Below are 14,603 nucleotides of genomic sequence, written 5' to 3'. Positions count from 1 at the left end.
TAAGGGGGGAATTACCTTAAAATCGTAACTGAACCGGTGTAATTTCCTTTATCAGTACCACTTTCAAGAATGTAAAAGTAAGTACCTGTTGGAACTTTATTTCCTTGATACGAACCATCCCAGTCGTTTTTGTATCCTGCCGATGTAAAGATGACTTGTCCATAACGATTGTATACCTTCAATACATTATTAGGATATTTGAATATGTTGCCAATATAGAAGTAGTCGTTATCGCCATCACCGTTCGGCGTAAATGCGCTGTAAAAAATTAATTCATCATCAGGCGTAACACGCACTAATACGGTATCCATTCCAACACAACCGTTATTTTCGTTAATGGCAAAAACACTGTAGGTAGTAGTGACTAAAGGCGACACGTCGGCTTTATTGGTATTACCATATTGCAAAAAATAGTTTGGCGACCATGTATAGGATGTAGCTGGAGAAACGGCATAAAGGGAGATGGTTCTTCCTTCCAAGATTGTTGTATCATGAAAAGTGGTATATATATTTAAGCCGATAATAGAAATGTCTACTGTTCCTGTAAGAGAGGAGCAAGGTCCGTAGCTTACAGTTAAAGAATATACCGTTGATGTAGTTGGATTAGCGATTGGATTTGGAGCACTCGCATTATTTAAACCGGCAGAAGGACTCCAATTAAAACTATAACCTGAAATGGCAGTGGCATTATTAGCGCTTCCAAGAATGATATTAGAGGCTGTTCCTGCGCAATAGGCGGTATCTTTTCCTGCTTTAAATTGATTAAGGTTAGGAACAAAAACAAAAACAGTATCGTAGGCTTTTGTATCATTCGCATCACTTACCATTAAGAAATAATTTCCGGAGTTCGTAGGTGTAAGTGTTGGATTAGCGACCGAAGTGGAATTTAAGCCCGTAGCCGGACTCCAGGTATAGAAGTAGGGTGGAGTTCCGCCATTAGCCACATTAGACGTTCCAAGGACTACTGTTGTACCTGGACAAGCTGTAAAATCGGGACCAGCATTGGCCTGTAAAGGTACTTGAGAAAAAATACCTTTAGCTATAAAGAAAATAAATATGAATATTAAAGAATCCCTCTTCATCGGCACAATAGGGTAAATTTACAAATAATGAGGGGATTTTTTAATCGGGCTTATTTCTTATTTGTGCTTGAAGCCAGGCTATAGCCAAATCGCGGCTTGTAAATACTTTGGTTTTTATGTAAGGTTTGTTGAGTTTGACATATAAATTGCCAACTATTTTATGTCCGAGTGAATCAACCAGTATGGCTTTAGCAATAGTGTTCTGTGCAAAATCTTTACTGGCTGTAACTTCTTTTGCTTCTTTGCTGATGCTTGACAAATGACCGGCTGTTACTAAGATGCAATATGGTTTTCCACTCGTAAGTGAAAGGTTTGATTTTTTTATTGCCCAAATATCACTTTCCTCAATATGACTCATGGCTTTCACATGATTTTCGAGAATACCATCTTCTATTAGAAAAACATCTGCTTTTTCGAGTGATATTTTTGACTCGGCTACCATTTATATAACTAAGATACAATTTTTCGAGTAGGTTACAATAAAAAAAATCCCCCTGTCATCGACAGAGGGATTTTTATCTTTATCTATTAAATAGATTATTTTAAGTGCTTAGATAAGATTTTAGCTAAGTCAAACATGCTAACTTGGTTTTTGCCACCAAATAAAGCGTTTAATTTAGCATCAGCATTGATCATGCGACGGTTTTTCTTATCTTGAAGACCATTCTTCTTGATATAACCCCAGATTTTCTTAACTGCTTCTGTTCTTGGAAGTGAATTAGCACCGATTACGTTAGCTAATGTAGCGCTTGGAGCTAATGCTTTCATGAAAGCTGCGTTAGGCTTTCTTGCTGATTTCTTCTTAGCTACTTTCTTTTTAGGAGCAGCCTTCTTTTTTGCAGCAGCTTTTTTCTTTGGAGCTGCTTTTTTCTTAGTTGCTTTTTTTGCCATGATTAATAGTTTTTGTTTTTATTATGAGTCAAATGTATATATAAACTTCATTCCGCAAAAATTTTTCAGAGGGAAAGTAAAAAATAGTATTAACAAAATAATAACAATCCTCCGAGGGGAAATGTATTTTTCTCCTCTGAAAATCAAAATAACATTTGTTTTTTTAATGCGTGATTTTCAATTTTTCATTGGAGAAATTCATTTTTTTACTCTCAAAAATGATCTCTGAAAAAAGCATTTCAGTTGTTAACAATTGCAATTTTATCTGTTGATTACTTAGGGTAGTTTGTAGTTCTTATAGAGGGAATTGCTGTTTTCATTGGTAATTAAACATATTCAACTCTCTTTTTATCGGTTTTCTATTGGAGAAATTCACTTTTAATGGCTTCTCTCGTTTGATATATTATATAATTATATTGTGTTATGGGGATAGTCATGCCTGTTTATACAGGTAAAATCATTCCTTCGTTATAAATCGTGAATCTATATGCGAGAACAAAAGTGTTATTTATTATGGTTAAATATTATAAACGCTTGGGAAGGGGATCAAGAGCGTCATTTGTTGTGCTTCTGTCATAGTAGATCACATTCTTTTTTCTCCATCCCTTTTTATTTTATATACCGTATGATTTTAGCGTTTAAACTAGACCTATGGAAATTTGTTATTAAAGTCCGGAAGATTTAAAGCTGCTATCTTTTCATCTTATTTTTGAATTCCTCGTAATCGGTGTTTTATTTCGTTTTAACGCAAAGTTAATGAAGAAAAGGATGAATTATTGGCCGGCTGGCGAAAGACGCTTAAAACGAAGATGTGAACCGCATTTAAATAAAAAAGACCACTTTCGAGTGGTCTTTTGTTTGGTAGCCCGTACGGGAATCGAACCCGTGTTTCGTCCGTGAAAGGGACGCGTCCTAACCCCTAGACGAACGGGCCATTTTGTTTAAATGGAGTGCAAAAATAGTAATTTTTTTACAATTGCAAATTTTTGCAACAAAAAAAAAACCGCAGGATTTCCTGCGGTTTTTTGTAAGTGCTTGAGCTGATTAGCGCTCAATTACAATTTTAGTATTGCTGGTTTCTGTTCCATTCACAACTTTTACGATGTAAACACCTTTTGGAAGGTTGCTTACGTTGATTTTGCTGTTATCAGTAGAAATAACTGATGGCTCAATAACCATTTGACCGATTGCGTTATAAACTGCAACAGTTGCGTCACCTGATTGGCTTTGTAACTTAACGTTTACAAAAGTTGAAGCAGGGTTAGGGTAAACGCTAACATTACCTTCTACTTTTTCAACATTATTAATACCTGTAATACAAGCTCCGGCAAAATTCGCTTCAATACCCATGATACCTAAGTTGGTAGTTAATGGAGTTAATGCTGAAGCGGTCAATGTACGTGTACTGTATAAAGTTGCAGGAACACTCGAAACAGGGTATGTACCCATTGGGAAGTAACCTAATGCTGTATTTGCAGTCTGAACTAATCCGATATGGTAATCAGTAGCGCCGGTAATAGCTACACCCGGAGTGAAAGTAAAGCTCTGCCAAGTACCATACATCGGCGGCATAATAGTGATAGTGTTACTTGTTGCTAAAATATTTCCGCTGTTATCAACTAAAGCTGCATAAAGAGGGTTACCGGCGTTAGCAGTATTAGTAGATATGGCTAAGTTTGCTCCAACTACAGTTTGTGCTGTAGGTACATTGAAGCGACTTAAAATCATACCTTCACCTGTATTGAAACCAACCGATCCTGTATAAGTCATTGGATTTTGACCGAAGCCCCAAGTATTACAAGAAATTGTTTGGTTAAAATTTTGTTGGTTATTTGCGTTGTTTTGATCAGGTAATACCCCAACAGAAATAGTATTTGTTCCAATACTTGTTAAAGTATATGGCGCAAAAGTAACAGTTGCAGTGTTACCGGCACCAATAGATGGAATAAACTGAGCATTTGTAAATGTGTTTACACCTGTAACGTTTAATCCTACACCAACATTGGTTAAAGTTGTATTACTGTTATTTCTAACAACAGCAGTTACAGCATGGTTGGTGAAAATGTTATTAGGAATATTTCCTAATGAACTAATAGATTCCACCGACATGTCGTTAGTTAAAGGATTAGCAAATCCAAAACGGAAACAAGGACGGAATGCAGTTGAAGAAAGTGTAGTTGGTGCAGCAGAACCACTAGAACCAGAAACACAACTTGCAGCCATTCCATTGTTAGCGGCATATGTTACCGGAACTGTAGCGTAAGGTCCGGCCGAATAGAAATCATAAGCAACATACATAGCCCCACCCGTGTAAACAAACGGTGTGGTTAACGGAAGGTCAAAGGTAGTTGCCGTTGTTGGTAAGGTGATCGTTCCTGTATAAACTGTAGTCATACCGGTTGTGATAGTTCCCCAGTTAGTACCTTTGTTATAAGTTGCATCACCCGTGTTTTGCAAATAAACAACAATTGTACCTGTAACCGCCGCATCAGCACCTACAGTGGTTGTGTAACCAAAAGAAGTTAATGTTGTAGAGGCAGCAATACCTGTTAACTCGGATGCTTGAACAATTGCTGCACCGCGCATATAAGCTGATGTAGCTGTGCCGTTAGGGGCTCTTACTTGCGTAGTTGCGTTATTAAATGGTGGAGCAGTTACCATCATGGTGGCTTGACTAAAGCCAAGGGTAGCTACCGCCATCAATCCAAAAATTAGAGTAGATTTTTTCATTATTTAATTGGTTTAATAGATTTGAATATAAAATTAATGAAAACTTAATTTATAAATCAAATTGTTAATATAAAAAAACCGCCAAAAGGGCGGTTTTTTATTAAATAATGCCGGTATTTGTTAAAATCAGTTCTACTTAGAAAGTTTAATAGCCTTAAATTCGGTTCTCCTGTTTTGCTGGTGTAGTTCTTCGGAGCAATCAATGTTGTTTTTACACTGATTTACTAATTTACTTTCTCCATAACCCTTCCAACGCATACGTTTTGCATCTACTCCTTTTGAAACAATGTATTCAACGGCTGCTTTTGCACGCTTATCCGATAAAACAAGGTTATATTGGTCACCGGCACGAGAATCTGTATGAGAGCTTAATTCAATAGTTAATTTAGGATTGTCCATCATCACTTGCACCAAACGATCGAGTTCCTTGGCCGCATCAGGTCTGATAAACCATTTGTCTAAATCATAGTAAATGTTTTCCAAAACAATTGGTTTTTCAATGATAATCTGATCCAACTCAAAATTAGCAGTAAAGTTTTCAGATATTTTTTTACCAATCATACAAAAACTTTTTGGAGGGGTAATTGTAAAATACATCGGTTTCCAAGATTTAACCATGTACTCGCACTTAGCATTTAACTTAATCTTATAAGTTCCGGCTTTGTTCGTTAAAATCATTTCCTTTGTTTTTGTAGTTAGATTATGGATTTCAATGATAGCAGAATCAATCGCCAAACCGGGCTTCCCTTTCTGATTTACATACCCAGATAAAATAAAGGTCGGATCATTCTTCGTGATTTCATATATCTTGTCACTTTCTCCTCTGTTTGAAGAAACATAACCGGTTTTATTGTCTTCGTTTAAAACAAAAGCGAAATCATCCTTATTGGTATTTAAAGGATAGTTTAAGTTTTCTACCTGCAACCATTTTTTATTTCTTTCATCATAAGAGGTCATAAATACATCCAGTCCGCCTAAGTTATTATGCGCGTCCGATGAAAAATAAAGCGTACCATCGCTATGCATATAGGGGAACATTTCGTTTCCATTGGTATTAACAGCTGTTCCAAGGTTTTCAGGTTTAGTACATGATGCTCCATCGCAAACAGTTTTATAAATATCTGTTCCGCCTAATCCACCCGGCATGTCAGAAATAAAGTACAATGTTTTTCCGTCATCCGCCATTGTAGGGTGACCACAGGAATATTCATCACTGTTAAATGAACATTCGGTAACATTAGTCCATTTATCGCCAACTAATTCAGCTCTGAATATCTTAAGGTTGTTTTCATCCTTTGAGCTTTTAGCACGTTTCTTTTTAATGTAATTACTTCTGGTGAAGTACACAACTTTCCCGTCTTTGCTAAAACAAGCAGGACCTTCATGATATCTTCCGTTCACATCACCTTTCAATAACATCGGACTTAACCATTTTCCGTTTTCATCTTTGGCTGTAAAGTAAATATCCAGGTACGAACGTCCGGTCCAGGTGGAGGTATTCGAATTTTTGAAAGTTACTTTGTCGGCAGTAAACATGATGCCTTTGCCGTATGGCGTTTCCCCAAATGCAGTGGCGATTTCAGGAATTTCAGCTTCTTTTACTGAATAAAGGGTTGTGTCTTTTTTAAAGGTGTCAATTGATTTGCAAGACACCAATAGCATTTCCGCTACAAAATCATCCGGTACTTTTTCTAAATACTTTGTTAACCAGATTTTAGCCTCATCGTATTTACCCGCATTCATTAATATTTTACCATAGTAGAAATAATTACTTGGATCAATATCGGCTGAATTCACTACGCGCGAATACCATTTTTCGGCATTCGGGTAATCATTTACCAGGCGATAGGCGTTGGCTAATTTTACTTTAGCGTCAATTGGCTCATCCTTCTTTGTTAAGTACTTTTCAAAGTTCTCGATGGCTTTGTGGTAGGCCAGTTTGTCGTAATTTTTTACCCCTTTTTTATACAAGCCATTTGTACAGCTGGAAATAAATATGGAGATAGCTAGGGATGTTATTATAATCTTTTTCATAAAACTTATTTAGAAGTAACGTGGTGTTTTTTCTTTAATGATGTCTTTACCAAAATCGTAACCGATCATGATTTCATGGGTTCCTGCAGAGTACTTACGGATCTTAGTAGTGGTTAAATCAAATGCATAGCCAACTCTGAAGCGGGCATTGGTTTGATATTCTACCATAAATACTACGGCATCCATAGAGCGGTAAGAGCATCCAATCCAGAATTGATCATTATACAATAAATTCATGTTTATGTCTGCTTCTATCGGTGCAGCCGGTAAGTATTTAATTAATGCGCTTGGCTTTAATTTAAACTTATCGTTAAGCTTGAATACATATCCGCCATAAGCATAATAGTGCCGGTGTAAGAATGAACCTTTGTTCACGTCAAAACTGAAATCTTTTCTCGCGTCATAGGCAACTAAAGTAGGGATGGAGAGTCCTGCATACCAATTGTCGGCAAAGTAATAAGCGCCGAAACCAAATTTAGGTAACCAGGCATTTCTTCTTCCTGTAAACATTTCGTCACCTTGATCCCAAATAACTAAACCATCGCTCTTAAAAACATAATTCGAGACACCGGCTTTTAAGCCAAATGCTAATTTTCCTTTTTTAAGTTTTAACTGATAGGCATAGTTAGCATAGATGTCGGTTTGCTCAACGGCACCGATTCGGTCGTGGGAAACTATTAACCCAACACCCATGTTTTCTGATTTTGTTGGTGCTAATCCGTCAACGGCGAACAATAGGGTTTTTGGTGCTCCGGGAAAATTAACCCATTGGGTTCTGTGCAATAAACTGGATGTATAATACTTGTGGCTACCTGAATATGCAGGGTTTAGGAACAAGCCATTAAACATGTACTGGCTTATCATAGGATCTTGCTGAGCAAAGGCCTTCGATAAAGAAAGTACGCAGATGATTATTAAACTTATTTTTTTCATGATTAATATCTATTAATGTTTATGGTTTTATTTTCTTAATTCAACAAATCCTTTTAATACAATTTCTCCTTTGTTTACTTCAAGAATGGCGAAGTAAGTCGCGTTTGGCAATTCCTGTCCGTTGTTACTGTGTCCATCCCATTCGTTGAGATAACCTTCCTTGCTGTAAACAATGTTGCCCCAACGGTTGTAGATAGTTAACTTATTGTCAGGATAAGCTTCAATACCGTGCACAACGAAGAAATCATTTTTACCATCGTTGTTTGGTGAGAAACCTTGTGGCATTTCAAGAATTAAAGGCTGAGTTAAGGTGATGTCTCCTGAAATTCTGCAACCGTTAGTGTCGGTAACAGTTACAAAGTAATTTCCGGCAGTCAGGTTGCTTGGGTTTTGAGAGGTACTTCCGTTCGACCATAAGTAGGTGTAAGGAGTAGTACCGCCTGTTACATTCAGGTTAATTGAACCATCATTACCACTATAGCCACTGATGTTATAACCGCTGAACTGTATCGGACTCGTTAAGGTTAGCTTCAATGAATCCGGTTCAGTGATCTTTGTGGTGTCAGTGAAAGTACAGCCATTAGCATCTGTAATAACCAGTACATAAGTACCGCTGTTAATGTTCAGTAAGTTCTGAGTAGTATCCCCAGTCGACCAGCTATAAGTATAAGGAGCAGTACCTCCAACCGGGTTGATAAAGATGTTACCAATAGTATCGCCATTACATTTTAAATTATCAACTCTGTCGTCAATCTTAATCGAGTCGGGTTGAGTAACGCTTACACTAACTGTATCCTTACAACCATTATTGTCAGAATAAACTAATGTGTAAGTTCCTGCACCGATGTTGATCAAGTCTTCAGTTGTTGCTGTTGTTGACCAAGTGTAAGTGAAAGGTGTTACACCGCCGCCTAATGTTGCGTTGATAGATCCGGTAGGCACGCCATTACACAATGGAGATGTTACCGCAGCGCTAAAGGTAATTGCAGGAGGCTGTGTTAATGTAGTGTCGATAGTTGCATTACATCTGTTTTGGTCAGTTACCAATAAAGAGTAAGTGCCTGCAGTTACATTGGATAAGTTTTGATTAGTGCTGGTGTTGCTCCAAGTGTAGGTGTAGTTAGTTACGCCACCAATAACACTTACATAAGCAAATCCATTATTTCCGCCGTAACAACTAATGTTGTATCCATTGTAATTACTCAAAGAATCTATGGTAACAACTAATTGTGTTGGTTCTGTTAATGGTACATTTAATGTGTCTTTACAACCATTTATATCAGTCACAACTACAGAGTAATTACCGGCTGTTAACCCGTTTAAGTCTTGGGTTGTTGCAGCATTCGACCAAGTGTAAGTATATGCACCTGTTCCGCCATTAACTGTTATATCGATATATCCGTTAGATGCACCAAAACAGCTGATGTTATAACCTGCGTAGTTACTTAAGTCAAAGATCTGCGCATTTACTACAGTTGGTTGAGTTAATGTAACAGTACTTGTAATATTACAACCATTTACGTCGGTTACGGTAATACTATATGTACCGGCTCCGATATTGTTGGCTGCTGCCGTAGTTTGACTAGGAACAGTTGTCCAAGAGTAAGTGAATGGAGCAGTACCGCCTGTTGTCGTCACACTTGCAGATCCATTCGTAGAACCAAAACAGCTTACGTTTTGTCCGTTATAGTTTGAAGTGATTGAAGTTGTAGCTGCTATTGCAGGAGGCTGAGATACTGAAATGGTGCGAGTGTAATTACAACCGTTAGCGTCTGTAATGATCACACTGTATGTTCCTGCGCCAACACTTGTTGCTAAAGTTCCGGTTTGAACAGGAGTGGTTGACCATGTATAAGTAAACGGTGCAATACCATTAGAAGCTACAGCAGTGATTGAACCGTCTGTTGCTCCGAAGCAACTTACGTTTTGACCGTTGTAATTAGAAATCACAGCTAAGGTAGAAGTAATTGCAGCAGGCTGGGTTAAGTTAACTGTTGTTGTAATTGAACAGTTATTCACGTCTTTTATTACTACTGAGTAGGTGCCTGCACTTAAACCTGTGGCTAAGGCTGTGGTTTGTGTTGGAATAGAGTTCCATTGGTAAGTATATGGACTTGTTCCGCCATTGGCTGTTACTGTAGCCGTACCATCGCTGTAACCATTACAGCTGATGTTTTGACCGTTATAGTTAGATGTAACTGCAGCAGTTGATGTAACCGCAGTTGGTTGAGTCAATATAACTGTATTGGTAATTGTACAGTTGTTGATGTCTTTAATAGTCACTGTATATGTGCCGGCACTTAAGTTAGATGCTGCAGCTGTATTTTGAACAGGGACAGTTGTCCATGTATATGAATAAGTACCGGTACCGCCTGTAGCTGTTGCTAAAGCAGAACCGTCGCTTAATCCGAAACAACTGATGTTTTGTCCATTGTAGTTAGATGTAATTGACATGGTAGAAGCAACAGCGGTTGGCTGAGTTAATGTTACTGTTTTTACAGTTGCACATCCGTTTACGTCGGTAACTGTTACACTATATACACCTGCACCTAAGTTAGTCGCTGATGCTGTAGTTTGTGCAGGAGTTGTGGTCCATGTATAAGTATACGGAGTGGTTCCGCCGGTAGTTGTAACACTTGCAGAACCATTGGTTGATCCGAAGCAGCTTACGTTTTGTCCGTTGTAGTTAGACGTAATAGAAGTGCTTGCAGCAATAACCGGAGGCTCTGTAACCGTGATGGTTTTAGTGTGGCTACAGCCATTTACATCGGTAATTACCACACTGTATGTGCCGGCGCCAACACCAGTTGCAATGGTTCCTGTTTGTACAGGAGTAGTAGACCAAGTATAAGTGAATGGAGCAGTTCCATTGGATGCAAGAGCGGTAATCGAACCGTTAGTTGCGCCAAAGCAAGATACTTGCTGACCGTTAAAGTTAGAAGTTACAGATACTGTTGAAGTAATAGAAGCAGGCTGAGTTAATGTAACTGTTTTTGTTATGCTGCAATTATTAGCGTCTTTCACAACAACTGAATAAGTACCTGCGCTTAATCCGCTCGCGCTAGCTGTTGTTTGAGAAGGAATGGAGTTCCATGCATAGGTAAATGGAGATGTTCCGCCGCCGGCAGACACACTTGCTGTACCGTTGCTGAATCCAAAACAGCTGATGTTTTGTCCGTTGTAATTAGATGTAGCTACCGCTGTTGCAGTAACTGCTACCGGTTGTGTTAAGGTTACGGTTCTTGTAATTGAACAAGAGTTGCCATCCTTGATAATTACGCTATAGGTTGCAGCGCCTAAATTGGATGCTGCTGCTGTGTTTTGTACAGGACTGGTAGACCAAGTATAAGTATACGCACCTGTACCACCGCTTGCAGTAGCCAAAGCGCTACCATCAGTTAATCCAAAGCAGCTAATGTTTTGACCATTGTAATTAGAAGTTACTGTTGCAGTGCCGTTTAATACTGTTGGAAGAGTGATAACCTGAGACCCTGAAATACAACCTCTGGAATCTTTTACTACAACCGTATAAGAAGCACCTACTGGTAAATTACTTGTGTAAGTTCCTGCAGCAAGGTAGCTGGTGCCATTATTGAAGGATACAGAGTAACTGCCGGATGCTCCACCGCTAGGGTAGGCTGTTACCATAGTAGAAGTTGTACCTACAGTATAACATTTTGCGAAGCGAACACTGTCGATTTTAACTTCATTCAAGATGCTTAAAGTTTGAGATAATGGAGATATACATCCGTTTAAGTCTTTGGCTAAAACAGTGTATGTTGTGCCATTCGCTAATAGGGTAGGTGTTCCAGCAGCGATATAAGATCCTCCGTTATAAGAAACAGAATAAGATCCAACGCCTCCGGTTGGAGTTGTATAAACTTGAGTTAATCCTGAACCCGGTACAGAACATGAAACACTGAATGTTCCTACTTTCACTGAGTCAGGAGACTGAATACCGATTACAACAACAGATGGAGTAGCGATACAATTATTAGCATCTTTTACTACAACTGTATATCCACCACCTGCTAAATTAGAAACGGTAGAAGTGGTTGCTCCGGTCGACCAAGTATAAGTATATGGTGCAGTACCACCACTTACGTTGATGGATGCAGAACCATTGGTTCCGTTTACACATGAAACACTACTTGATGTTACAGCGGTAATAGTTAATGTGTTTGGTTCAGTAATTACAGCTGAAGCTATAGCAGTACAACCATTCGCGTCGGTGATTTGAACAGAGTAGGTTCCCGGACTCAACCATGTCAAGTCTTCAGAACCTAAGCCTGTATTCCAAACAAAATTATATGGGAATGTTCCGCCTGAAACAGTTAAGTTGATAGAACCATCGCCTGCACCCGCACAACTTACATTAGTTGGTAATAAACCAACAGATAAAAGTGGTGGTTGTGTAATTGTAAAATTGAAATTCTCGTAACATTCTTTTGTGTTTACGGTAACAGAGTAGTTGCCTGCAGATAATCCGTTAATTGATAATCCGGTTGCTCCGGTACTCCAATTCACCGTGTAACTTCCGCTCGCACCACCAACAACCGCAAGGGCCGAACCGTTATTTCCTCCATAACATAAAATATTATTGGTAAGAACATTTAAAGTTAATCCATTACAAGGAGGTTGTGTAATGCGCACGCTATCCGCTTTTGTACATCCGTTCTTATCCGTAATGTTTACTGAATAAGATCCCGCAGTTAAATTCGTAATCAAAGAAGTTGTAGCTGCAGTACTCCATAAGTATGTGTACGGAGTGGTTCCGTTAAATGGATTCGAAGCAGCAGCACCATTATTTCCACCTACCGTAGAAACATTGGTGTGTGTCATTACATTTAAAAGTTGTGATGGCTCAGAGATAACTACATTAGCCGTTTGAAAACAGGCCGGTACATTTGAATCTTTAATTAAAACAGAATACACACCGGCAGGTAAACCTGTAGCGGTTTGTGTAGTTTGCTGAGGTGAGGAATTCCAGGTATATGTATAAGCCGGTACTCCGCCTGAAACTGTTACTGTAGCAATTCCATTCGCATCACCATAACATAAAACATTAGTTGAGGTTGCATTGGCGGTAAAGGCTAAACATCTTGGTTCGTTCACTACAGTGCTACCGGAAATATCGCAACCATTTGCGTCTTTAATTGTAGCAGTGTAGATACCGTAAGTTAATCCGCCAATGGAAAAGGTATTCGCTCCACCAGGTGTCCATGTTACAGAGTAAACAGGTGTACCGCCTGTAACGTTTACAGTTGCAGATCCGTTATTTCCGCCATTAACTGTTACGTTACTTACATTAAATGTTAATGCTAATGCAGGAGGTGCAATTACATTGATATATGGAATTGTTGTAGCGCTACATCCCACACTGTCTGTAACGGTTACTCCATAATTTCCTTGCCCACCTGTTATCGAACTTGTAACTGCACCAGTCGACCATAAATAAGTATATGGTGCAGTTCCACCGCTGAAGGTTGCATTTAATGTTGTTGTACTATTATAACAAGCTAGTGTTCCAGAATTAATTCCCACGGTCATTGAAGGCGAGAAATAAATTATAGTGGAATCTTTCGTGTTAGAACAACCTCCACCTGAACCAGAACTTGTCAAGTATAACTTTACAAACCCGGCAGCAATTTCAGCCGGACTCGCTGTATAATTTGTGTTTAAAAATGTATTGCCCGGATTGAAAGAACCTGAACCTCCTGACCATACACCTCCGCTTGCATATTGAACCGTTCCGGTTAAAGTGGCTGTAGGAGTATTGGCACACACTTTTTGGCTAGGTCCGGCATTTACTATTGGTAAAGTGCCCTGACTTACTGATACAGGCGCAAAATAAGCCGGACAAGTACCTGGATTAGATAACGCATCGTTAATTCTTAATTGATATGAACCCGCCGTATTAGCGAAGTAGGATGTTCCTGTACCAACAACAACACTCGACGTATTAATCCATGCATAGGAATATGGCGCCAATCCGCCGCTCGCAAGACCTGTTAAGTTAACACCACTCCCTGGGCCAATATTACAAAAGGTAGCAGGATTAGGTGTTACTGTTCCTGTTAGAGTTGGAAAGTTGTAGATGCGAACTGTATCGCATACTGTTAAGCTGAATCCGCAAGCCGAAGCCGTTGGATAACCACACACTTTATAATCAATATACGCTGGTGCATTTGCAGCCGGACTATAAGTCGGACTTGCAATATTTACTGAATCTAGGAATGTATTAAAGTAGGCGTTCTGTGCTGCAGATGTACCTGAGATGGCTGCCCAAACAGCAGTACCTTTTAAAATTCCATAAGAATTTAATTTTTTCTTACAACCAATCCTTACAGTATCGTCCTTTGGGAATAAAGGTTTAGATACAGAAGTAATGATGTAAACGTTTTTATTTCCACCGGGCTTACAAAAAGTGATTTGATGAGGACCAACCCCACTAATACACTTAATTGTTCCACCTGGATAACTTCCTGTACAACCGATATCATAAAACAATGAACCTGCCGGATCAGCACCAACCATGTCGATTTGAATACCCGCGACGTTTGGATCTAGTGTCAGGTTAAAATAAATACATTGAGCAGGTGATGTTGCCGAACAACATTGGTCATTACGAGAAATGTTTGGCGAATACCATACACTATCAGGATTACCGGTAAGGTTAATTGTGAAAGAAGGAACTGTTGGCATGCAAGGACTTTGAGCACGTGTTGTGTTGAAAGTTCCTGTTAGCGCAATAACTCCTAGTGCAAATAATTTTAATGATTGCAAGGAGTTCTTAATTGTTTTTTTCATTGCGGGTTTTTTTTAGTTCAGCAGCAAAACTATCTGCTAAAACATTTAGAGAAATTGACTTGAGACAGTCCTATTTATGACTTAAGTCACGAAAATGACATGTTGTAACATTAAATAGTAGCT

General features: G+C 38.8%; 7 protein-coding genes and 1 tRNA gene. All 8 read right to left on the bottom strand.

The genetic code is table 11. The features are described from left to right. Positions 1-11 precede the first annotated feature (11 nt). Positions 12-1,082, bottom strand: a complete 1,071-nt coding sequence (locus J0L69_09320; GenBank protein MBN8693386.1) for a gliding motility-associated C-terminal domain-containing protein — start codon at positions 1,080-1,082, stop codon at positions 12-14. Positions 1,083-1,122: 40 nt separating this feature from the next. After that, positions 1,123-1,524 carry a hypothetical protein gene (locus tag J0L69_09315; GenBank protein MBN8693385.1) on the bottom strand — a complete coding sequence of 134 codons (402 nt, stop codon included), beginning with the start codon at positions 1,522-1,524 and terminating at the stop codon, positions 1,123-1,125. Between the two features lie 95 nt (positions 1,525-1,619). After that, positions 1,620-1,973, bottom strand: coding sequence for a hypothetical protein (locus J0L69_09310; GenBank protein MBN8693384.1), 354 nt, complete (start codon positions 1,971-1,973; stop codon positions 1,620-1,622). 859 nt (positions 1,974-2,832) lie between these two features. Further along, positions 2,833-2,907 (bottom strand) — tRNA-Glu (locus J0L69_09305). A gap of 110 nt (positions 2,908-3,017) precedes the next feature. After that, positions 3,018-4,703, bottom strand: a complete 1,686-nt coding sequence (locus tag J0L69_09300; protein MBN8693383.1) for a T9SS type A sorting domain-containing protein — start codon at positions 4,701-4,703, stop codon at positions 3,018-3,020. 132 nt (positions 4,704-4,835) lie between these two features. Then, the gene (locus J0L69_09295; protein MBN8693382.1) at positions 4,836-6,737 is read right to left on the bottom strand and encodes an OmpA family protein; all 1,902 of its coding nucleotides are present in this window, start codon (positions 6,735-6,737) and stop codon (positions 4,836-4,838) included. 9 nt (positions 6,738-6,746) lie between these two features. Further along, positions 6,747-7,670 carry a type IX secretion system membrane protein PorP/SprF gene (locus tag J0L69_09290; protein MBN8693381.1) on the bottom strand — a complete coding sequence of 308 codons (924 nt, stop codon included), beginning with the start codon at positions 7,668-7,670 and terminating at the stop codon, positions 6,747-6,749. A gap of 27 nt (positions 7,671-7,697) precedes the next feature. Beyond that, complete coding sequence (locus J0L69_09285; protein ID MBN8693380.1) at positions 7,698-14,480, bottom strand: gliding motility-associated C-terminal domain-containing protein; 6,783 nt, start codon at positions 14,478-14,480, stop codon at positions 7,698-7,700. Positions 14,481-14,603 lie beyond the last annotated feature (123 nt).

The sequence above is a fragment of the Bacteroidota bacterium genome (assembly GCA_017303905.1).
In the GTDB taxonomy this organism is placed as follows: Bacteria; Bacteroidota; Bacteroidia; order B-17B0; family Aurantibacillaceae; genus JAHEYG01.
The sequence above is the reverse complement of the archived record's forward strand: the minus strand, read 5'-3'. Positions and strand labels throughout refer to the sequence as shown.